The 22,125-nt window shown below is 75.5% G+C and carries 18 protein-coding genes; 14 read left to right on the top strand and 4 right to left on the bottom strand.

Annotation, left to right across the window (positions count from 1 at the left end):
- The first annotated feature begins 238 nt into the window (after window positions 1–238).
- From ACIF6L_RS15155 to ACIF6L_RS15165, 3 genes are read left to right on the top strand one after another with little or no spacing between them, the layout of a single operon-like run.
- On the top strand, window positions 239–1,126 hold the full coding sequence (locus tag ACIF6L_RS15155) for a hypothetical protein (protein ID WP_396487286.1): 888 nt from the start codon (window positions 239–241) through the stop codon (window positions 1,124–1,126).
- The gene (locus ACIF6L_RS15160) at window positions 1,123–1,944 is read left to right on the top strand and encodes a response regulator transcription factor (RefSeq protein WP_329491502.1); all 822 of its coding nucleotides are present in this window, start codon (window positions 1,123–1,125) and stop codon (window positions 1,942–1,944) included. Before ACIF6L_RS15155 ends, ACIF6L_RS15160 begins: the two co-directional genes overlap by 4 nt.
- The gene (locus ACIF6L_RS15165) at window positions 1,941–3,263 is read left to right on the top strand and encodes a sensor histidine kinase (protein ID WP_396487288.1); all 1,323 of its coding nucleotides are present in this window, start codon (window positions 1,941–1,943) and stop codon (window positions 3,261–3,263) included. The genes ACIF6L_RS15160 and ACIF6L_RS15165 overlap by 4 nt, the downstream gene beginning before the upstream one ends.
- Window positions 3,264–3,349: 86 nt before the next feature.
- On the opposite strand, the gene ACIF6L_RS15170 is transcribed toward ACIF6L_RS15165, so the two are convergent.
- From ACIF6L_RS15170 to ACIF6L_RS15180, 3 genes are all read right to left on the bottom strand, one after another.
- Window positions 3,350–3,550, bottom strand: coding sequence for a hypothetical protein (locus ACIF6L_RS15170; RefSeq protein ID WP_359804874.1), 201 nt, complete (start codon window positions 3,548–3,550; stop codon window positions 3,350–3,352).
- A gap of 267 nt (window positions 3,551–3,817) precedes the next feature.
- Window positions 3,818–6,499, bottom strand: coding sequence for an ATP-binding protein (locus tag ACIF6L_RS15175; RefSeq protein WP_396487290.1), 2,682 nt, complete (start codon window positions 6,497–6,499; stop codon window positions 3,818–3,820).
- 138 nt (window positions 6,500–6,637) lie between these two features.
- On the bottom strand, window positions 6,638–7,468 hold the full coding sequence (locus ACIF6L_RS15180; protein ID WP_329491499.1) for an SDR family oxidoreductase: 831 nt from the start codon (window positions 7,466–7,468) through the stop codon (window positions 6,638–6,640).
- Between the two features lie 565 nt (window positions 7,469–8,033).
- On the opposite strand from ACIF6L_RS15180, the gene ACIF6L_RS15185 reads away from it, so the two are divergent.
- Window positions 8,034–8,351 carry a hypothetical protein gene (locus ACIF6L_RS15185; protein WP_329491498.1) on the top strand — a complete coding sequence of 106 codons (318 nt, stop codon included), beginning with the start codon at window positions 8,034–8,036 and terminating at the stop codon, window positions 8,349–8,351.
- 91 nt (window positions 8,352–8,442) lie between these two features.
- On the opposite strand, the gene ACIF6L_RS15190 is transcribed toward ACIF6L_RS15185, so the two are convergent.
- Complete coding sequence (locus ACIF6L_RS15190; RefSeq protein WP_396487293.1) at window positions 8,443–8,877, bottom strand: hypothetical protein; 435 nt, start codon at window positions 8,875–8,877, stop codon at window positions 8,443–8,445.
- A 687-nt stretch (window positions 8,878–9,564) separates the two neighbouring features.
- Here ACIF6L_RS15190 and ACIF6L_RS15195 point away from each other — a divergent pair.
- The 10 genes from ACIF6L_RS15195 to ACIF6L_RS15240 all read left to right on the top strand — a co-directional run bounded on the left by ACIF6L_RS15195 (window position 9,565) and on the right by ACIF6L_RS15240 (window position 22,121).
- Window positions 9,565–11,268 carry an AMP-binding protein gene (locus ACIF6L_RS15195; RefSeq protein ID WP_396487294.1) on the top strand — a complete coding sequence of 568 codons (1,704 nt, stop codon included), beginning with the start codon at window positions 9,565–9,567 and terminating at the stop codon, window positions 11,266–11,268.
- Window positions 11,265–11,552 (top strand): acyl carrier protein, encoded by a 288-nt coding sequence (locus ACIF6L_RS15200; protein WP_396487296.1) that lies wholly within the window; start codon window positions 11,265–11,267, stop codon window positions 11,550–11,552. The genes ACIF6L_RS15195 and ACIF6L_RS15200 overlap by 4 nt, the downstream gene beginning before the upstream one ends.
- Window positions 11,549–12,925: a flavin monoamine oxidase family protein gene (locus tag ACIF6L_RS15205; RefSeq protein ID WP_396487297.1), complete on the top strand. Its 1,377-nt coding sequence runs from the start codon at window positions 11,549–11,551 to the stop codon at window positions 12,923–12,925. Before ACIF6L_RS15200 ends, ACIF6L_RS15205 begins: the two co-directional genes overlap by 4 nt.
- A 237-nt stretch (window positions 12,926–13,162) precedes the next feature.
- Window positions 13,163–14,869, top strand: a complete 1,707-nt coding sequence (locus ACIF6L_RS15210; protein ID WP_396487299.1) for a class I adenylate-forming enzyme family protein — start codon at window positions 13,163–13,165, stop codon at window positions 14,867–14,869.
- A 6-nt stretch (window positions 14,870–14,875) separates the two neighbouring features.
- A complete protein-coding gene (locus ACIF6L_RS15215) occupies window positions 14,876–16,288 on the top strand; it encodes a KamA family radical SAM protein (RefSeq protein WP_396487301.1) in 1,413 nt (470 codons plus the stop codon).
- Entirely contained in the window at window positions 16,285–17,334 is a 1,050-nt protein-coding gene (locus tag ACIF6L_RS15220) for a RimK family alpha-L-glutamate ligase (protein ID WP_396487302.1), read from the top strand. The genes ACIF6L_RS15215 and ACIF6L_RS15220 overlap by 4 nt, the downstream gene beginning before the upstream one ends.
- Complete coding sequence (locus tag ACIF6L_RS15225) at window positions 17,331–18,563, top strand: AMP-binding protein (protein WP_396487304.1); 1,233 nt, start codon at window positions 17,331–17,333, stop codon at window positions 18,561–18,563. The genes ACIF6L_RS15220 and ACIF6L_RS15225 overlap by 4 nt, the downstream gene beginning before the upstream one ends.
- A 50-nt stretch (window positions 18,564–18,613) precedes the next feature.
- Entirely contained in the window at window positions 18,614–19,930 is a 1,317-nt protein-coding gene (locus ACIF6L_RS15230) for an MFS transporter (RefSeq protein WP_359804855.1), read from the top strand.
- Window positions 19,927–20,799 (top strand): SDR family NAD(P)-dependent oxidoreductase, encoded by an 873-nt coding sequence (locus ACIF6L_RS15235; protein WP_396487305.1) that lies wholly within the window; start codon window positions 19,927–19,929, stop codon window positions 20,797–20,799. Before ACIF6L_RS15230 ends, ACIF6L_RS15235 begins: the two co-directional genes overlap by 4 nt.
- 56 nt (window positions 20,800–20,855) lie before the next feature.
- Entirely contained in the window at window positions 20,856–22,121 is a 1,266-nt protein-coding gene (locus ACIF6L_RS15240; RefSeq protein WP_396487307.1) for a phenylacetate--CoA ligase family protein, read from the top strand.
- The last annotated feature ends 4 nt before the right edge of the window (window positions 22,122–22,125 follow it).

Genomic DNA, 22,125 nt, shown 5'->3' on the forward strand with positions numbered 1-22,125 from the left:
CCCACCAAGCGCCGCCCCCCTCCCCACCGCCCCCCCCACACCCCCCCCCCGCCCCCCCCCGCCCCGGGGCGGGGGCCCGCGCCCGCCCCCCGCCGGGCCCCCCCCCCCCCCCCGGCCGCCGGGGTCTCCCCGCAGGTGGGCGGTGCCCGGGCGGGCGGAACCACCCGATAGCGTTCGGGCGACCTATCACCGTGGGGGAACCGACGCCTCACCGCAGACCAGGAAGAGGACGACCACCGTGCCAGCAGCACACCCACCCCGCCGAGGGCCCCGGGCGGCGGCGCGCGGATCCGCCGTCGCCGTCCTCGGCCTGCTCGTGGCGCTGGCCGGGTGCGCGACCCCCGGGGAACTGCGGGACGCGGGAGCCGCCCGGCCCGTGACGCCGTCCCCCAAGCCGCAGCCGCTCTGGCCGGCGCTGGCCGCGGCGCCGTCGCCGACCTCCCCCGCCGCGTCCGAGACGGGCCCCGCCGAGCCGCCACCGGTACCGGTGCCGGGTGTCGCCGTGCCCGGCCCGGACCTCACCTCGGTGGACCTGGGCGCCCTGCTGGCCAAGGACCCGGCCCTGTCCGCGGAGGAGCGGCGCGCCCTGACCGGCTGTCCGGACTGCGGGGTCCGCGACCCCGAGTTCCGCGATCTCACCGGTGACGGCCGCCCCGAGCTGATCGCCGCGGTCGCCACCGGCGGCTCGGTCGTCCTGCACGTCTACACCCTGGGCGGCGGCGGGGTCGTGCCCGTCCTCCGGGTGGCGGTGCTCCGGGCGTTCAGCGCCGAGACCCTCGCCGCCGACCTCTGGCTGAACGAGGCGACGACCCCCTCCTCCCGCACCATCAGCCACTACGGCTGGAACGGCACCCGGCTCGTCCTGCTGGAGCAGCGGGTCGAGGCGATCGGTCCGGTCACGGCGCCCGGCCACGGCCCCACCCCCGCCGACCGGCCCTCCGAGCCGGCCGGAGCCGGCCAGCCGAGTGCCGCGCCGTTCTCCGCCAAGCCCGCGGTCTCGCCCTCCAGCGGGGTGAGCCAGCCCCGCCGCCCCGACCAGGCGGTCCCGGTCCCCGCCCCCCGCCCGGGCACGGCAGTGCCGACCACGGCTCCCCCGACCCCGGCCGCCCCGGAAGCGAAGCGATGACTCCCGCCCCCGTCCACCCGCACATCCTGATCGTCGAGGACGACGAGGTGATTCGCGAGGCCACCCGGATGGCCCTGGAACGCTACGGATTCCCCGTCAGCACGGCCGCCGACGGGCTGGAGGGGCTGGAGGCGTTCCACACCGCCCGCCCCGACCTGATCCTGCTCGACGTGATGCTGCCGCTCCTCGACGGGGTCGGCCTCTGCCGGCGCATTCGCGAGGAGAGCCAGCTGCCGATCCTGATGATGTCGGCGCGCACCGACCCCGTCGACGTGGTGTCGGGGCTGGAGGCCGGGGCGGACGACTACGTCGTCAAGCCGTTCGAGAGCGCCGTGCTGGTGGCCCGGATCCGCACGGTGCTGCGCCGGGTCCCGGTGGCGCCGGCCGGAGCGGCACCCGCGCCCGAACCGGCGGCCGGCACCGGAGCGCCGGCCGGGACACCCGCCGGACCCGCCACGCCCACCGCGACGCCCACCGCGACACCCGCCTCCGCACCCGCCGACGCCGAACCGGCGCCGGCGGCCCGCACGGTGCGCGCCATCGACGGACTGGAGGTGGACACCGACAGCATGGAGGTGCGGGTGGACGGCCGCCTCGTCCCGCTCACCCCCACCGAACTGCGGCTGCTGCTGGAGTTCACCGCCGCGCCGGGCACCGTGCTGGAACGCTCCGGTCTGCTCGAACGGGTCTGGGACTACGACTGGGGGGCCGACACCAGGGTGGTCGACGTCCATGTCCAGCGGCTGCGCGCCAAGATCGGCTCGGGTCGGATCGAGACCGTCCGCGGCTTCGGCTACAAGCTGCGGCGCCCGGCATGACCCTGCGCCGTCAGATCGCCACCGCCGTCGCCGCGATCTCCGTCCTGGTCGCGCTGAGCGTCGGTCTGCTGGTCCACCAGGCGATGGTGCGTCAGCACGTCGACCAGGCCCGCCGGTCCGCGCTCGGCGCACTGGACTCCGCCCTCACCGCGTACGGCCGCAACGGCGAACCCGCCCGCCCGGGCGTCACGCTGGACGATCCGGCGCTGCCGCCCCGGCTGCGCGCGCTCGCGGCGGACGGCCGCCAGGGCTCCGTCCTGGCCACCGGCCCGCAGGGCGAGGCGATGTGGGCGGCCGCGCCCGTCGACGGCGCGGTGCTGTCCGTCCGGGTGGACTTCACCGCGGACCGCGGCGCCATCGGCGACCTCGACCGGATCATCCTGATCACGGTCACCGCCTCGGTCTTCACCACCGTCCTGGCGGGCGTGCTCGTCGCCGACCGGATCAGCCGCCGGCTGCGCACCGCCGCGACGGCCGCCCGCGAGATCGCCGCCGGGCGGACGGACACCCGGATGGGCGAACTGGGCGACGGCCGGGACGAGGTCGCCGACCTCGCCGCCGCCGTCGACTCGATGTCCCAGGCGCTGCACCGCCGGCTGGAGGACGAGCAGCGGTTCACCGCGGACGTCGCGCACGAGCTGCGCACCCCGCTCACCGGTCTGGTCACCGCCGCCGAACTGCTCCCGCCGGGGCGGCCCACCCAGCTGGTCCGCAACCGGGTCCAGGCGCTGCGCTCCCTGGTGGAGGACCTGCTGGAGGTCTCCCGGCTGGACGCGGACGCGGAGACGCCGTACCTGTCCCCCGTGCCGCTCGGCCGGGCCGTCCGGCGGACGGTCACGATCACCGGCCTGACCGTCGGCCTGTCCGTGCGGGCGGAGGGCGACACCCCGACCGACCCGGCACCCGGTGCCGACGGACCGGTGGTGCGCACCGACCTGCGCCGACTGGACCGGATCCTGGCCAACCTACTCGTGAACGCGGACCGGCACGGCCGGGGCCCGGTGCTGCTGAGCGTCGACGGGCTGCGGATCACCGTCCGCGACCACGGCCCCGGCTACCCCGACGACCTGCTGCGGCACGGACCGCAGCGCTTCCGCACCAGCGTGCGCGAGCGCGGGCGCGGACACGGTCTCGGCCTGACCATCGCCCAGGGCCACGCCCGGGTGATCGGCGCGGAACTGACCTTCGCCAACCACCCGGACGGCGGCGCCGTCGCCTCCCTCGTCCTGCCGGCCGGGAGCGCCGTCGAGCCCCTCGCCGAGGAGCTCGACCCGGGCGAGCAGACCTCCCCCGCCCAGCCGGACGGCGCGCACCCGTAGGCACCGGGACAACGCCGGGCGGCACGACGCCGGGCGCCCCGGCCGCTCGATGCGGCCGGGGCGCCCGGGTGTCGGGAAGCCGTCGGTCAGCCGTTGCTCTTGCTGAACGCCTCCAGCCAGCTGAGCTTCGGGCCGAAGAGGCCGACCGAGGCCGCGCCCGCCGCCAGACCCGACGACGACGACGACGGCTGGGGCTCGCTGTGCGCCAGCGCCGCGGTCGGCACGGCCACTACGGCCGCGGCCGCCAGAACCGCGGTGACGACGAACTTGCCAAGGTTTCCACGCACGGACATCTCACGCCTTCCAAGGTCATCACTGCTCTGCCACCCGCCCTCACGAACGGGCCGGGCCCGGAACGGGCCCCAGAGGCACCCGGTGAGGGGCACCGGGGAGACGTTTGCACACGAACGCGGGCAAGTCGCCCTTCTCGCCACCCGAGCGGTACGAACGGGTGACAGACATGCCCCGGTCGGGTGAGCCGCCCCGGCGAACGGCCCAGCGCCCGGCGCGACGCGACCACCCGTCGGTCGGCGCGCAGGCAGCAGCACGCGGCGTCAGCGCGCGCACGGCGGTGCGGTGAACCGGCGGGTCGAGGCCAGCGCCCGGGCGATGCCGCAGTCCGGCACCGCCCGGGCGCGCAGGCCCGGGCGGACGGCCCGCAGGGCGGCCAGGCCCTCGACCGCGATCGCCTCCGAGGCGTGGTCGTCGCTGCGGTGGAACAGCTCCGCCGCCTCGGCCTGCGCGGCGACGGCCCGGCCGAAGCGGCCCAGCAGCATCAGCACGTAGGCCAGGTTGTTCAGCGACTCCCCGCGCCCGTGGTCGTCGTCGATGGCCCGGAAGACCTCGGCGGCCCGGCCGAGCGCGTCCTCGGCCGGCCGGAGCCGCTCCGCCCGCACCAGCATGGTGCCCAGGTTGTAGAGCGCCGAGGCCTCGCCCTCGCCCTCGCCGCAGGCCCGCTGCAGCTCGGCGGCCCGGGTGCCGGCCGCGACGGCCTCGTCGAGCCGCCCGAGCTCACCGAGCACCGCGGCGCGCGCGGTCAGCTCCGCGGCCTGGCCCTTCGGGTCCCCCGAGTCCGCGAAGACCGCGGCGGCCTCGTCGAGGACGTCGACCGCCTCGTCGGCGCGGCCCGCCGCCCTGAGCGTCACGGCGAGCCGCAGGAAGGGCCAGCGGACCGGCCGGCCCGTACGGCGGGCGGCGTCGAGTGCGGCCCGCCGCGCCCGGACGGCCTCCGCCGGGTGCCCGGCCCGCTCCAGCGCCTCGGCGAGGTGGTCCAGGACCATCACCTCGCCCAGCGCGTCCTGGGCGCTGGCGGCGTCCCGGAACCACTCCAGGGCCCGGGCGAAGGTCCCCGCCGCCTCCTCGTACCGGGCGCTGCCGAGCTGGGCGACGCCGAGGTTGTGCAGCGCCCAGCCCTCCCAGGGATCGGCCAGCGCGCCGAACTCGTCCGCCACCGCGGCCAGTACCGGGAGGGCCTCGTGCAGCCGGCCCAGCGTCTGCAGGGCGTCACCCACGTTGCTCCGGACCATCGCCATGCCCCAGGCGTCGCCCAGCTCGGTGAAGATCTCCGCCGCCCGCTCCAGGTCGGCCCGGTCCTCCTCGAAGCGGCGCAGCGTCCGCAGCGCGGTGCTCCGGCTGATCAGCGCGGCCGCCTCCTGCCTGCGGTCGCCGAGGGCACCGAACTGCTCGCTCGCCCGGCCGTGCACGACCACCGCCTCCTCGTGGTGGCCGGCCAGCATCAGCGCCATCCCCCGGGCGGAGGTCAGACCCGCGGTCAGCGCGGAGACCTCCGCCTGCCCGGCCGTGGTGAGCTGCGCGGAGGCCGCGTCGATCACGGCCAGCCACTCCCCCGCCCGACGACGGAGGACGAACTGCCGGTGCAGCACCGCGGCGAGCAGCACGGGGATGCTGGGGAAGCCCAGGGCGGCTCCGTCGATCGCGGCCGCCAGCAGCCCCGGCCACTCCTCGTCCAGCCACGCCGCGGCCTCGTCGCGGCCCCTGAACCGCGAGGTCACACCGACCTCGCCGGAACGCGACAGCAGGCTCTCGGCCTCCCAGGCACTGCTGACGAAGTGTCCGAGCAGTCGGCCGAGCGCCTCCTGCCGGTCGTCCTGCTCCGCGCACGCCCGGCCCCGGTCGTCCGCGTAGAGGCGCACCAGGTCGTGCAGCCGCCAGCGGCCCCAGACCTCGCCGGGCACCACCAGGTGGGCCCGGGCGAGGTCCACCAGGGCCTGCTCCACCTCCGCCTCGTCCCCGGCCAGCAGCCGCTCGGCGGAGCCGGTCGACAGGTCGGGGCCGGGCACCAGCGGCAGCATCCGGAACACCCGGGCGGTGCGGGGGTCCAGCTGGCGGTAGGAGAGGTCGAAGACGGCCCTCACCCGGCGCTCCTCCCGCCCGAGCCGGTCGAGCCGGCGGTACTCGTCGGCGAGCGACCCGGCCAGTGCGGCCGGCGTGCGGGTCGGCGACTCCGCCAGCAGCGCCGCGCAGATCCGCAGGGCGAGCGGCAGGTGCCCGCACAGTTCGGCGATCCGCCCCACCGCGGCGGGATCGTCGTCGACCCGGGTGTCCCCCGCCGGGCGCAACTGCCGTACCGCCGCGCCGATCAGCGCCACCGAGTCCGCCGGGCACAGCTCGCCGATCTCGTGCACGGGAGCGCCGAGGTCGAGGGTGTGGCGCGAGGTGACCAGCGCGGCGGTGACGCCGTCCGTGGGCAGCAGCGGTTCCACCTCGGCGGCCGACCGGCCGTTGTCGACGACGACCAGCACCCGCCGGTCGCTCGCGGCGTACGCCCGGAGCAGCGACCGGTAGAGCCTGCTGCGGTCCTGGACGCCGGTGGGCAGGTTCCCGTCGGCCACCCCCAGGGCGTTCAGCAGCCCCTCCAGCGCGCGCTCGGGCGGCACCCGGCGGTCGTCGTCGTAGCCGAACAGGTCGACGAAGAGCACGCCGCCGGGAAACCAGCCGGGCTCGTCACAGGCCTGCCGGGCGACCTGAAGGGCGAGTTCGGTCTTGCCCGCCCCGGCCAGCCCGGCGACGAGGGCGACCGGTGTCGGGCCGCCGCCCGCTCCGGGCTCCAGGGCTTCCCGGAGTGCGGCGGCCTCCGCCGCGCGGCCGACGAACGACGCGTTCGGCTCCGGCAGTCCCGCCAGGGCCGGGTCCTGCGGCGCCGGCAGCTGGATGGTGACGTTCCGGCCCTGCACCACCGCGTGGAAGAACGTCCCGCCGTTGACCGTGTTCCGCATGCCGCCCCCCGGCTCGCACCGTTGCAGCCACCCCGCCGGCCGGTCGCCGTAGCGGGGTCCCCGCGGGCCAGGCTACGACGGAGGGGGCCGCCCGGGAGGGCGGTCGCGGTGTCCGGCGCGGCCGGGCCGGTCGCCGGCTCAGGTCCGCGGCGGCGCCAACAGGGCCCGGGCGGCGGCGATCTCGGCGCGGGCCGCCTCCTCGACCGCCGTCAGGTGCTCGGCGCTGCCGGGCCCGACCGGTATCCGCACCGGGAGCGGTCCGGAGGCTTCGACGATCCGGAGCACCTGCCGGGCGAAGTCCTCGGGCCGGCCGACCCCGGGCACCTCGGCCAGCGCACCGAGCGCACTGCGCATCGGGCCGGTGAACTCCGCGTAGTCCGGCGAGCGGCCGGCCGCGTCGGCGAGCGAGGAGCCGTACCGGGTGGCGTAGCCGCCGGGCTCCAGCGCGGCGACCCGGATGCCGAACGGGGCCGCCTCGGCCGCCAGCGCCTGGGTCATGCCCTCCAGGGCGTGCTTGCCGGTGACGTACGCGGCCAGGCCGGGGAAGGCCGTCCGGCCGGCCAGCGAGGAGACGTTGAGGATGTGTCCGCCGCGCTGCGCGCGCATCACGGGCAGCGCCAGGCGGGCCAGCCGCCACGGGCCCACCACCAGGATCTCCAGCTGGTCCCGGAGTTCGTCGTCGCCCACCTCCTCGACCGCTCCGAAGAGCCCGCAGCCCGCGTTGTTGACCAGGACGTCCAGGCCGCCGAGGCGGTCGACCGCCACCGCGACGGCCTCCGCGCACTGCCCGGGGTCGCGGACGTCCAGGGCGACCGGGACGACCCGGCCCCGGTGCTCGCCGACCAGGCCGTCCAGCGCCACCGGCTTGCGGGCGGTCGCCACCACGGTGTCCCCGGCGGCCGCCACCGCTCTCGCCAGTGCCAGTCCGAGCCCGGACGAACAACCCGTGACCAGCCAACGTCGTGCCATGACGGCCCCCCTGACCTCGTGTGCGGTGTGTCCCGCCACGGTCCCAGAGCCGTCCGCCGCCGCCCAGAGCCGGGACCGACCGCCCTGCGGCGCGCGGTGGCGCGAAGGGGCGCGGGAATCCGCCACGCGCCCCTCGGCCGGGGCGGCCCCGAAAGGGGCCCCGGGGCCGGGCGGCGCTCCGGCCTCAGCGGCTCGCGAGGCCGTCGGCGCCGAGGGCCTCCAGGATCTGGCGCCCGGTCGGGTCCGCGAGCGCGCGGCGGAGCCCGGACCAGCCCCGGGTGTCTGTCACCCGCCATTTCCAGCAGTTCGGCCGCCTGACCGACACGTGGCCCACGAGAGTCGGGGGCGCCCCGTGGCGGACCGCCGAGCAGTCTCACCCGGTGGCGCGAAGTCGCCTGCTCATGTCACACACCGTTGACAGTCATCACACATCCCCCTCAGGATTTCACCCGCCCCACACAACTGACGGCACCTCACCGACCCGTCGGAGCGCAGCGGAAACCGTCGGACCCCATCGGGCCCGTGCAGCCCTCGCGCGCCGCCGCCACCCCCGGAGGGACTCCCCATGCGCCGCACCACCGCCCTGCTGCTGACCTCCCTGCTCGCCTCCGCCGCCGCGCTGGCCGCCCCGACCGCCGCCGAGGCGCGGGCCGGCGCCGACAACCCGACCACCGGCTCGTGCGTCGCCTACCCCTCGGGCCCGTTCGGCGTCGGCGTCTGTTCCGGCCTCGAACCCCGCCGGGCCTGGTCCGTCTCGGCCAAGTGCATGTCCGGCCTCACCGTCACCAGCGGCCTGCGGCTCGGCGACGGCACCGCGACCGCCAACTGCGGCAACAGCCGGGTCTACACCACCCAGGTCTCGATCGGTCCGATCCTCCCGTAGCGCCGGTCTCCGGACTCCGCCGGCCGAGCCGACCGGGCGGGCGCCCCCGGAGTGCACGGAACGCAGTGGCGCGTCGGCCCGGCCGTGACCCTCAGGCGTGCGGCTCGGCCGGTCGACCCGCCGGGTGGGCCGTGCCGAGCGGGGCCAGCACGGTCGCGGCCGCCGTCACCGCCTCGGCGACCAGCGCCGCGGTGCGGCCCGCCTCGTAGAGGTGCTCGCGGGCGTCGCGCGCGGCCCGCAGGGCCTCGTGGGCCCGCTCCCCGTCGAGCCCCTCGCCGCGGGCCGGACCGACGCGCCCGGCCGCCTGCTCACTGCTGAGGAACGAGGCGAGCTGGTCCAGGAGTTCGGGCAGCCGGGCGGTCACTCCGGCCAGCGCGGCGACGGCCTCGACCGCGTCCCCCGGGAGCACCAGGCCGGGCGCTCCCCCGGGTGCACCGCTGCGCACCGCGGCGCTGAGCAACTCGGCCGCCTCCGAGGACAGTTCGGCAACGGACAGCGAGGGCGAGGGCGGTACGGCATCACTCACGGCGACTCCTCCTTGGTGATCGGCAACCGGGCCCGACCCGGGTGCCCGGGGCAACGCTGCGGGTTCGTCTGCCCCGTCGGCGCGCAGCCAGGCCTGCGCCGGCCCACCGTGGCAGGAACCGGTCACCACCGGCCGGTCAGGGCGCGGCGCGACCGCCGGCCAGGCGGCGGCACCCCGCGCCACCGTCGGAACGGGCCGACCCCAGAGGAGCCCGGCCGACGCACTGGTGGCGGCGGGCGACCGGGACCGGTCCGGGCGGCGGCACCGGCCGCGACCGCGTCGTCACGGCCCGGGAGAGGCCCCGCGACCGGCGGCGTGGCCCCGAACACCGCAGCAGTCGCCACCGCGCCGCACCGCGACCTCCTGGGCGGCGCCGCCGCCCGGACCGGCGGTGCGCCCGCGCCCGGCCGCGCCGGCGGCGGACCCCACCCATGAGGCTCCGTCGGACCCGGCACGAACGGCCGGCGGACGTTCACCGGGACATGGCTCGGCGCCATTCTTTCCCACCGCCACCGACGTCAATCCGGCGACGGCGGACATTCTTCGGCAGCGCGGCTTCGTTCACCATTCGACCACACCATGGCGCCGCAATATCCTCAACAGCCATTGTGACACCGCATGTTCGAAGGTAGAGTCCCGGTCCGCCGAGCGCGAATGAGCGCTTGCGAGCAATTCCTTGGGGCGGGCATGTCACATGACAACAGCACCACTCGAGTTCCTTCCGACTTACTTGACGCGTTCACGGAAACCGTTGGCCGCTTTCCGGAGCGCCCGGCGATTGTCCGGCACGGCCGGGCCATCGGTTACGCCCGTCTGCACGCGGCGGTGAGCGACCTGGCCAGGCGCCTCGGGCCCGACCCGGGGGTGGTCGCCGTGCAGGCGCACCACATTCCGGAAACGGTTGTCGGGCTGCTCGGCATCCTCGCCGCGGGTGGGGTCTACTGCCCCACCGATCCGGCATTCCCGGCCCACCGGTCGCAGACGATGCTCTCGGCGGTCGGCTGTCGCACAATGGTCGCGGCCGATCCCGGATCGGCACACCGACTCGGCCTCGATTGGATCGCCCCGGCCCCCCTGCCGGAATTCTCCGCAAACCTGGGGAGAACGGCCCGGGCGGGCGTTCCGAATTCGCCCGGCACCGCGCCGGACGCCGTTCCCGGCACCGCACCGGACGCCCTTCGCCCGCCTCCGGCGGAGCCGGGCCGGAGCGCGGACGCCGGCCGGAACGCGGACACCGGCCACAGCGACGCCCGCGACGGCGCCGGGACTCGGAGCGGGACCACCGGCGGGGAACCGGCCTACCTCCTCTTCACCTCCGGCTCCACCGGACAGCCGAAACCGGTCCTCACCCCCCGCCGGGCCCTCGCCGCCGTGGTGCCCTCACTGCGCGAGCTTTTCGGCCTCACGCCCGACGACCGCGTGCTGCAGTTCGCCTCCCTCAACTGGGACACCTGCTTCGAGGAGATCCTGCCGACGCTCACCGCGGGCGCCACCCTGGTGTTCGACGACGAGGCGCACCGCGGGTCCTTCCCGCGGTTCCTGCGGATGGTCGAGCGCGAGCGGATCACCGTCCTCGACCTGCCGACCGCCTTCTGGCACGAGCTGGTGCTCCACCTGGCCGAGAAGGGCGCACCCCTGCCCGACTGCGTACGGGTGCTGGTGATCGGGGGCGAGCCGGCGAGCCCCGCCCGGCTGGCCGACTGGACCGCGCTGGACACCGGGCGGATCCGCCTGGTCAACACCTACGGCTGCACCGAGACGACGCTGATCACCCACGCCGTCGACCTGCACGGCCCGCAGGCGCCCCCGGCCGACTGGGACTGGCCCGGCGGCGCCCGGGCGCCGATCGGCCGCCCGCTCCGCCACGTCGTTCAACTAATCAGCGAACAGGGCGAGTTGCTGATCGGGGGGCCGTCCGTTGCGCTGGGCTACCATGACCTGCCCGAGGCCACCGGTGCCAGGTTCACCGTCGTCGACGGCGTCCGCTGCTTCCGCACCGGCGACCTCGTGAGCGGGTCCCCGGACGGCCTCCTCACCCACCGCGGCCGGCTGGACGGCGAGGTCAAGGTCCGGGGCATCCGGGTGGACCCGGCGGAGGTGGAGGCGCACATCGCGGGCCACCCCGGGGTGCACGCGGTGGCGGTGGCCGCGGCGACGCTCGCCGGCCGGTCCGCCCTGGTCGCCTATGTGGTGGCGCGGGCGGACGCGACGGGAGGAACGCTGGACGCCGACGTCCTGGCGTACCTGCGCGCGGAGGTCCCCGGCCATCTCGTGCCCAGCCGGATCACCGTGGTGCCCGAACTGGTGCGCACCACGAGCGGAAAGGTCGACCGGGCCGGCTCGCACCGCCGGTACGCGGCCCCCGAACAGGTCAAAGGAGACCCTCGATGAACGTTGACGCCACCCTCTCCGCCGCCGTCCACGGCATACCAGCAGCCGCCGCGGAGCGTTCCGCCGCCGGGGTCGACGGCCTGGTGGCCCTCTTCCGCCGGGTGCTGGAGACACCCGAGGTCGCGGCCGACTCCGACTTCTTCCAGCTCGGCGGCGACTCGCTGATCGCCACCCGGGTGCTCAGCGCGATCGCCCGCGACCACGGCGTGGAGCTGTCCTTCGACGACTTCCTGCTCGCGCCGACGCCCCGGGCGCTCGCCGAGAAGATCGCGGCCGGCAGATGACCGACCCCGACGACGCCGCGGCGGCACCCACCCCTCGGGAGCCCGGCCGGGTCAGGACCGCCGTCGTGGTCGGCGCCGGGCTCGCCGGCCTCACCACCGCCACCGGGCTGGCGGCCCGGGGCATCGACGTCACCGTGCTGGAGGCCCGCACCCGGGTCGGCGGGCGCACCCGCGGCCTGCCGGTCGCGCCCGGCTGCCAGGTCGACGCCGGAGCCGCCTACCTGGGCGAGCGGCACACCGAACTCCTCGCCCTGGTCAAGGAACTGGGCCTGGACACCACGCCGACCACGATGCGGGGCGCCAGCCGGTTCGTCCTCGGCCCCGAGGGCACCACCCGGGACGGCCGGTTCCCGCCGCTCAACGCGGTGGCACTCGGCGACCTCTTCGACCTGCTGGACGAACTCACCGCGGCCGTCCGCCCCGACGCGCCGTGGCTCACTCCGGACGCCGAGCGGCTGGACACCCTCACCGCCGCCGAATGGGCCGACCGGCGGCTGACCCACCCGGACGCCCGGCTCTTCTTCCCGCTGTTCCTCGGCGAGATGATGGCCGCCGACCCGGCCGACGTCTCCGTGCTGCACATGGCGTTCTACCTCCGCTCGGGCGGTGGCGTCCGCTACCTCAACGCCTTCGAGGGCGGCGCCCAGCAGGACCGGATCACCGGCGGCGCCCACCAGGTGTGCGAGCGGCTGGCCGGCCGGCTGGGCAGCCGGGTGCGGCTCGGCGAGGCCGTCCGCGCGGTCCACCAGGACGACGCCGGGGTCACCGTCCACACGACGGCCGGCGCCCACCGGGCGGACGTCGCGGTGCTGGCGCTGCCGCCGCTGCTCGCCGACGCCGTCGAACACCGGCCGGCGCCGACGGTGCCCCGAGCGGGCGACCGGACGGCGCGGGGCTGCGCCGTGAAGGCGACCCTGGTCTACCCCGCGCCGCTCTGGCGCGCGCACGGCCTCTCCGGCTGGTCGGTCAACGCCGAGGGCCCGCTGCTCTCGACGGTGGACGACTCACCGGCCGACGGCGGGGTCGGCGTCCTGACCGGCTTCGTCACCGGGGCCGAGGCCCGGCGGTTCGGCGCGCTGAGCCCGCGGCGGCAGCGCGCGGCCGTGGTGGAGCAGGCCGCCCGGATCTTCCCGATGCTCCCGCCGCCGACCGGACTGCACATCACCGACTGGGTCGACGAGCGGTACAGCCAGGGCTGCTACGCGGCGCTGCGGGGGCCCGGCGACTGGCTCCGGTACGGGCCGACGCTGACCGCACCGCACGAGCGGGTGCACTGGGCCGGCACCGAGACCAGCACCGAGTACTTCGGGCTGATGGAAGGCGCCGTCCGCTCCGGCCACCGGGTCGTCGCCGAGATCCTCGCCCGGGACTGACCCCGGCACCCAGCCGGGTGCCCAGCCCGGCACCCACCGCGGCCCCGGCCGGGCCGTTCACGAAGGCGCACCGGCAGCCGTCCCCGCCCCGGGGCACCGCCACCCGGCGCCCCGTCGTACCCGCACGCCCGCACGCCCGCACCAACCGGTCCACGCCGCAGCGCGGGCCGGCCCCCCACCGTCGCCCGGCCCGGTTCCACAAGGACCCCGCCGGGCCACTCCCCCCAGGAGACCGCCATGAGCGACCGGAGTCCCCTCGCGCCCCTCGCCGCCCGGGAACGGCTGATGACCGAACCCGCCCTCGGCGCGGGCAACTTCCTGGACCACGCCCTCGCGGTCAACCCGAACCGCGCGGTCCCGTTCGCCTACAGCCACCACACCGACCACCGCGGCGCGGTCGTCCTGCGCGGCCACAGCCTGCTCGACCTCGCCGCCCTGCGCGACTGCTACGCCAGCTGGTACTGGGCCAACGGCGTGCGCCCCGGCGAGCCGGTCGGCATCGTCGTCGGCGAGGGCCTGGAACCACTGCTGCACTTCCTCGCGCTGACCGCCCTCGGCGCCGTCCCCGCCCTGGTCAACGACGCCATGCGGCACGACGTCATGGTCCGCTACCTCGACCACGTGGGCGTGGTCGGCATCGTGGCGGACGATCCCACCCGCCTCGCCGCGGCCTACCGCGAGGCCCCGAGCCGCCGCCCCCGGTTCATCATGCCGGCCGCCGAGATCCGGGCCTTCGACGCCGGCGCGGCCCGGCTCCCCGAGGTCTACCCGTACCGGCACGCCGACGCCGACGTGGTCGCCCTGATCCACTCCTCGGGCACCACGGGCACGCCGAAGTCCACGATGCTGGCGCACCGTCAGTTCTGGGACGGCAAGCAGCCGCGGATGGTGCGCTTCCCCGCGGAGCCGTACGACCGGCTGATGTCGATGATGCCGCACACCCACGCGGGCGGCCTCAGCTACTTCCTCACCGCCACCCTGCTCGGTCTGCCGACCGTGGTGATGTCCGACTGGCGGCGAGCGGTCGTGGAGCCGGTGATGGAGGCCTTCCGGCCCACCATGGTCGCCTCCTTCCCGCGCACCTTCGTCGAGCTGGCCACCGGCGAACCGCCCACCAGGGGCGCGGCCGAGGTGCACTCCTGGTTCAACACCGGGGACAGCGCGCACTACGGGCACATCCGGCGGCTGGTGCGGCTCGGGCGGCGGCCGGCCGGGCTGATCCGGCCGTGGCTGCTGCCCCGGCAGCGGGCCGAACAACCCGACCTGCCCGGTTCGCAGTTCATCGACGGCCTGGGCTCGTCCGAGATGGGCATGGCGCTGTTCGGCCAGGTGACCACACCGGAGAGCGCCCGCGACGACCGCTGCGTCGGCAAGCCGCTGGAGGTCGTCCGGCGGGCCTCGATCCTCAGTGAGGACGGCGAGGAACTCCCGGACGGCACGGTCGGGTTGCTCGGTATCGTCTCCCCCTCGCGGACCCCGGGGTACTGGAACGACCCCCGGCTCACCGCGAGCTTCGAGCTGGCCGGCCACTGGCTCACCGGCGACGTGGCGCGCCGCGACGCCGAGGGCAACTTCTACCACCTCGACCGGACGGTGGACGTCATCGACACCGCGGCCGGCCCGGTCTACAGCCTGCCGATCGAGGAGGTGCTGCTGGCCGACTGCGGCGAGCTCGTCCAGGACTGCTCGGTGATCGGCGTGCCCGGGGCGCCGGGCGAGGGCCAACGGCCGCTCGGCGTCGTCCGGTTGCAGACCGAGGCCGCAGCGGTGACCGCCGAGGAGGTCCAGGAGGCCGCCAACAAGGCGCTCGCCGGCGCCGGACTGGCCACGCTCGCCGCGGTGAGCATCGCCCGGACACCGGAGGACTTCCCCCTCGGGCCGACCGGCAAGGTGCTCAAGCGCGAACTGCGGACCCGCTTCGCCACCCGCTTCACCGGCCAGTAGCGCCCGATGGACCGCCAACCCACCCGGCAGCCCTACCAGTACGTCCGGACCGCGCTTGCCGAGCCGGACTGGCGCCGCCTGCCGGGCTGGCGCCACGTCACCGCGGCGCAGTGGCGGGACGCCCAGTGGCAGCGGGCGCACTGCGTGCGCAGCGCCCGGCAGCTGCGGGGCGTCGTCGGAGCGCTGCTCACCGACCGCTTCTACGACGAACTCGCCGCCGACCAGGCCGGGTTCGCCACCATGTCGATGCTGCTGCCGCCGCAGATGCTGAACACCATGGCGCCGCACGCACCGACCGTACCGCGGGCGTTCACCGAGGCCTTCCTGGCCGATCCGGTCCGCCGCTACATGCTGCCCGTCCGCGCGGACCGCCACCCGCGCTGGCCGAGCCACCCCAAGGCCGAACGCGACTCCCTGCACGAGGCCGAGATGTGGGTGGTGGAGGGGCTCACCCACCGCTACCCCACCAAGGTGCTGGCCGAACTGACCGCCACCTGCCCGCAGTACTGCGGGCACTGCACCCGGATGGACCTGGTCGGCAACTCCACCCCCCAGGTCACCAAGACCAGGCTGGCGCTGCGGCCGGTGGACCGGCAGGAGCAGATCCTCGACCACCTCAAGCGCACCCCGTCGGTGCGCGACGTGGTGGTCTCCGGCGGGGACCTCGCCAACGTGCCCTGGCCGCAGTTGGAGACGTTCCTGCTGCGGCTGCTGGAGCTGGAGTCGGTGCGCGACATCCGGCTGGCCAGCAAGGCGGTGGTCGGCCTGCCGCAGCACTGGCTCCAGCCGCGGATCGTCGAGGGGCTGGGCCGGGTGGCCGCCGTCGCGGCCCGCCGGTCGGTCAGCCTCGCCGTGCACACCCACGCCAACCACGTGCAGTCGGTGACGCCGCTGGTCGCCGAGGCGGCCCGGGCGCTGCTGGACGCGGGCGTGCGGGACGTGCGCAACCAGGGCGTGCTGATGCGCGGGGTCAACGCCACCCCCGAGGACCTGCTGGACCTCTGCTTCGCCCTCCAGGGCGAGGCGAACATCCTCCCCTACTACTTCTACCTCTGCGACATGATCCCGGGCGCCGAGCACTGGCGCACTCCGGTGCACCGGGCCCAGCGGCTCCAGGAGGCGATCATGGGCTACCTGCCCGGCTACGCCACCCCGCGGATCGTCTGCGACGTCCCCCAGCTCGGCAAGCGCTGGGTGCACCAGGCGGTCGCCTACGACCGCGAACGCGGCATCTCCTCCTGGACGAAGGACTACCGCACCGCGCCGGAGGCCCGCGAGAGCACCGACCTCGACGCCGTGCTCGACCGGCGCCACCTGTACTACGACCCGGTGGACACCCTCCCGGAGCCGGGCCGCCGCTGGTGGTCCGAGCAGCCCGGCACCCCCTCGTCCGCACCCCCTCGGAAGGACACGCCGTGACCCCACCCCCCACCGCGCCCGGCGCCGGGCCGCTGCGCCGGATGTGCTGGATCTTCCCCGACCGGGAGTCGACCAGGATGGCGGCGACCTGGCGCCCCTTCTTCTGGGACCTCTACGCGGAGGTCGCCGAGAGCCTGGGGATGAGCTGGACCCGGCACGCCCCCGACGCGGTCACCGTCGACGGCACCGTACGCGGGCGGCCGGTGGTCTATGTGGACGACGAGGCGGTCTCGCCGCAGGACACCCTCTTCGTGACCGCCCTCTACTCGCTGCCGTACCAGTCGATGGACGTCTTCAACCAGTACGCGCTCTACGCCGTGCTCGAACAGGCCGGGTTCTACCTGCCGTTCCCCCCGCTGATGTCGCTCATCGGCAACGACAAGCTGGCCACCCTGCTGCACCTCGCCGATTCCCCCGTCCCCCCGGTCCCGACCGTGCGGATCGGCACCGGCCGCGACATCGCCAAGCACCAGTACGAGGTGGCGCTGGGCGGTATGACCTACCCGGCCATCGTGAAGCCGGCCGGCTGGTGCGGTGGTGGCGGGATCAACCTGGCCCGCGGCGCCGAGGACCTCCGGGGCCTGGCCAGCCTGGCGCAGGGCGGGGACACCACGCTCGTGGTCCAGCCCTACCTCGGCGACGGGACGGTCGACTACCGGGTGTACGTGGTCGACGGCGAGCCGTACGCCGTGATGAAGCGGATCCCGGAGCCGGGCTCGCCGGTGGCCAACGCCAGCAGGGGCGGCGCCATGGAGTTCCCGGCCGTCCCGGCCGAACTCGCCGCCGCCACCGCCTACTTCGCCGAGCGGCTGCCGATGCCGTTCTTCTGCGTCGACTTCCTCTTCGACGGGGAACGGTACTGGTTCTCCGAGCTCGAACCGGACGGGGTGATCGCCCCGGACCTGGACGACCCGCAGCGCACCCTGCAACGGGACATCACCCGCGCCCGGTTCACCGCCTACCGAGACGCCCACGCCGCCTGGCTGGCCGGCCGCGGCGGCGAACCGGCCACGCCCACCTCGGAAACGGAGACCCGGACGCGATGACCGAGCTGTTCTCACTCCCCCCGGACGCGGCCGAGCCGCGGCTGCACGTCGCCCGGCGCACCCTCGAACGTCTGCGCGACGTACCGGAGTTGGCGCAGCGCTACGCGGACTGCGCGGTCCCGCGCACGCTCGACGGGCTCGCCGCGCTGCCGCCGCTGGACAAGGACGGCCTGAACGCCGCCCTCGCGCACCTCGAACCCCGGGCCGCCCCGGGCGCCGGAGCGACCTGGCTCTTCCAGAGCGGCGGCAGCACCGGAGCACCCAAGGTCGGCCACGCCCCCACCGGCTTCTACATGGCCCGGGTGCACGCGCGGTGGCGGCCGCTGGAGCGCGACGACGTCTTCGTCAACGCCTGGGGCGCCGGCCGGATGTGGGGCGCGCACTTCCTCGCCGCCGCGCTGGCCGACCTCGCCGGGTGCCGGATCCTCGCGGTGGGCTCGGTCGCCACCGACGAGTACGCCGACTGGCTGCGGTTCTTCGCGACCGCCCGGGTCACCGCGATCGGCGGGACACCCAGCGTGCTCCGGCTCTGGTTCGCCCGGGCGCGGGACGCCGGGCTGGAGTTGCCGGCGCTGCGCAAGGTGCTCTGGCTCGGCGAGGCGTGGCAGCCGCAGCTGGAGGCGGACCTGGCCGCGGTCGCCCCGCGGGCGCGCCGGTGGGGCATGTTCGGCAGTACGGAGACCTGGGTGGTCGGGACCAACACCCCGGACTGTCCGGCCGACACCTTCCACCCGCTGCCCGAGCAGCTGGTGCACGTCGGCGCGGCGGAGCTGCTGGACTTCACCACGCTCGACCCGGCGGTGCTCAATCCGGTGCTGCGCTACCGCACCGGCGACGCGGGGACGCTGCTGGCCTGTCCGTGCGGCCGGCCGGGCTCCGCGATGCGGGTCCTGGGCCGCCGTGACAGCGTGGTGCAGGTCCGCGGGCTGGGACTGCACGTGGACGAGGTCATCGCACGGGCGGAGCGGGAGCCGGGGGTGTCCCGGGCCCAGGTGGTGATCACCGAGGAGCACGGCCGGGCCGCCGCGGTCGAGCTGCTGCTGCTCGCCGGCCCGGGCGGACCGCCCGACACCGAGCGGCTGCGCAGGGCCGTGCTGGCCGCGACCTTCACGCTCAGCACCGCATTCCAGCACGATCCGGAGTCCTTCCGGGTGCGCCGGGTGGACGAGCTGGTCAGCAACGGCCGGACGGGCAAGACGGCCGGCCTCGTCGTCCGGGAGGGCTCGTGAAGCCGCGGAAGCCCGTGAAGCCGGAAAGGCTCGTGAAACCGGGAGGGCCCGTGAAGCCGCGCAGGCCCGTCTCGCTGGGGCGCGGGTTCAACCTGTTCTGGGCCGGTCAGACGGTCAGCACGGTCGGCGACCGGGTCACCGTGTTCGTCGTCCCGACCCTGATGATCTTCGTGCTGCACGCGAGCGCCCTCCAGGTCGGCGTCGTGGCGATGGCCCAGTACCTGGGCATCCCGCTGCTCGGCCCGGTCGCCGGCGTGCTGGTCGACCGCTGGGACAAACGCCGGACGATGCTGGTCTGCGACCTCGTCCGACTGGTCGCCGTCGCGGCCGTCCCGCTGGCGTACTGGCTGGACGCGCTCTCCACGCCACTGCTGGTGGGCTGCGTGGCGGTGATCAGCGGCGCGACGATCTTCTTCAACGTCGGCTACCTCGTCGCCGTCCCCGCCGTCGCGCCGAAGGACCAACTCGTCCGCGCCTACTCCAGACTGGAGGGCAGCGGCTCGGTGTCGGAGGTGGCCGGGCCGTCGATCGCGGCCGGCCTCTACAGCGCGCTGGGCGTCGCCGCCCTGCTCGTCGACGCGGCCAGCTACCTGGTCTCCGCCGCCTGCTTCCGCCGGATGCCGGCCTGGGGCGAACGGACGGTCGCCACCGGCTCCGTGCGGGAACGGCTCACGGCGGGCTTCCGGCTCAACCGGGCCGACCCGGTGCTGCGCCGGGTGGTGGCGGCCGCGGTGACCCTCAACTGCGGCGGGCCGATCTTCGTCACGGTGCTGCCCGTGCTCGCCTACCGGGGCCTCGACGTCTCGGTCGGCGTCTTCGGCGCGGCCATGTCGGTCGCCGCGGTGGGCGCGCTGGCCGGCGCGGTCGTCGCCCCGAGGATCAGTGAACGCCTCGGCCTGGGGCGCACGCTGGCCTGGTCGCTGCTGCTGCACTGCCTGGTCGGCCTCGGGGTGCTCGCCGCGCCCGCGCTGCCGGCCGGACCGGTGATCGCCGTGACGATGGGCTGCTACGGCTTCTTCATGTCCTGCATCAACGTCTGCAGCGCCCCCACCCGGCAGTCCCGGATGTCGGCGCGGCACCAGGGGGTGATGCACGCCGCCTTCCGGACCGTCACCTGGGGGGTGATCCCGCTCGCCGCCCTGGCCGGCGGGCTGGCAGTCTCGCTGCTGACCGGTCCGCTGGGGATCCTGGACGCGGCCCGGACGGTGATGGCCGGCGGCACCCTGCTGGCGGCGCTCTCCTTCCTGCCGGCACTCGGCATCCAGCCGCTGCTCGACGCGACCGAGCGGGAAGGGGCGCAGGAGCCGCCCGCCGACGCCGGACCGGCCACCGCCACCCCGCCCGCCCCGGCGGAGCAGACCTCATGACGCCGGGCCGGGGTGTCCTGCTGGTCACCGGGGCGTCCTCGGGCATCGGGCTGGCCACCGCCGTCACCGCGGCCGGGGCCGGGTTCCGCACGGTCGCGACCGTACGCGAGCCCGGCCGGGCCGACGCCCTGCGCGCGGCCGCCGACCGCGCCGGCGTCGCGGTGGACGTCCGCCGCCTCGACGTGACCGACGCCGACTCCGTGACCACCTGCCTCGACGAGGTGCGGGGGGCGTACGGCCGGCTGGACGCGGTGGTCAACAACGCCGGTGTCTCCAACTCCGATCCCACCCTGGAGATGTCGACCACGGCCGCGCTGCGGGCCAACCTGGAGGTGAACTTCTTCGGCGTCGTCGCGGTCAGCCGGGCCGCGATGCCGCTGCTGCGGGCCGCCCGCGGACGCCTGGTCACGATCGGCAGCGTGCACGGCGTCGTCGGCCAGCCGTTCAACGAGGCGTACTGCGCGGCGAAGTTCGCCGTCGAGGGGTTCATGGAGAGCCTGGCCCCGGTCGCCGCGGCGCACGGTGTGCGGGTGTCGGTGGTCGTACCGGGCTTCGTCCCGGACACCGAGTTCGGCGTGTTCCCGGACATCGACCGCTCGACCCTGCTGGCCGCCTCCGGCCCGTACGCGGGCACCTTCGCCGACTACCTCGACCGGCTCGGCGCGCAGGGCTGGGAGGCCGCCGGCCAGCCCGCCCGGGAGGTGGCCGAGGTGGTCGTCCGGACCCTGCTCGCCGAGCATCCGGCCTTCCGCGTCCCCACCAACGCGTGGTCCGCCGCCCACCTGGACCACAAGCTCGCCGACCGGGACGGCTCGACCGTGCAGCGCCTCGCCCACAGCTGGATCGGGCACCCGCACCTCCCGGCCTGACACCGAATTGACGGACCATCAGCATCATTCCGGACCACCGATCGACAGGAGGAGCAGTGCCCGCGAAACCGCTTCAGGAGCTGGTCGACTTCGCCCGCGGCCACTCGCCGTTCTACGCGGAGGCGTACCGCGACGTCCCCCGGACGATCTCGCACCTCACCGAACTTCCCCTCATCGACCAGACCGCGTTCTGGGCCGCCAACACCTGGCCGGACAACCGGCTGCTGACCGGCCCGCTCACCGACGCCGGCGTCTACAAGACCGGGGGCACCACCGGCGTCCCGAAGTTCTCCCCCTGGTCGCGCACCGAGCACGCCGACTCCGTCACCGCCTTCGGCGCGGGCATGGTCCGGGCCGGTCTGAAACCCGGCCACCGGGTGGCCAACCTGTTCTGCGCGGGCGAACTCTACGGCGGCTTCCTCTACATCGAGAACGCGCTGCACCACGCGCCGGTGGAGAACGTCCGCCTGCCGGTCGGCTGCGCCGCGCCGGACGACTACGTGGTCGACCTGATCACCGGCTTCGGCGTGCACGTCCTCGCGGGCGAGCCGATGAAGCTCAGCGCGGTGGCCGAGTGCCTGGTCCGGCGCGGGCGCAGCGCCGACTCCGTGGAACTGCTGCTCTTCGGCGGCGACCTGCTCTTCGCCGACCTGCGGCCGATCCTGTCCCGGGCCTTCCCGAAGGCGGCCGTCTCCTCGGTCGGCTACGCCTCGAACGACGCCGGCCTGGTCGGCGCGCCGGTGCCGGGCGACGACGTCCGCGTCCACGAGGCCTTCCCGGACCGCACGGTGGTGGAGCTGGTCGACGAGGTGACCGGCGAGCCGGTCACGGCGGCGGGTGTGCCCGGCCGGGTCGTGGTCACCAATCTGTTCCGCACCCTGATGCCGATCCTCCGGTACCCGACCGGGGACCGCGCCGAGTGGGTCGACCTGGAGCGCGGGACGTTCCGGCTGGTCGGCCGGTCGAACGAGGGCGCCCGGGTGGGCACGGTGGCCCTGCCGACCGAGGAGATCCGCGCCGTGCTGCTCGCCGCCGACCCCGACCGGGTCATCTCGGGCCTGCAGCTGGTGCAGCGCCGCTGGGACGGCCGGGACGGCCTCGTGCTGCGCCTCGGTTACACCGGGCCGCCGCCGGCGGCGCCGGGCGGGCTCGGCGAACGGCTGGTCGCGGCCGTGTACGCGGCCGTGCCGCTCTACCCGGCCGAGGTGGCGTCCGGCGCGATCCACCACCTCGCCGTCGAGTGGGTGCCCCGCGCCGAGCTGGCGACCAACCCCCGGACGGGCAAGCTCCGTCAGGTGGTGGACGAGCGGCCCCGGGACTGAGCAG

The organism is Kitasatospora sp. NPDC086009 (assembly GCF_044540385.1).
In the GTDB taxonomy this organism is placed as follows: domain Bacteria; phylum Actinomycetota; class Actinomycetes; order Streptomycetales; family Streptomycetaceae; genus Kitasatospora.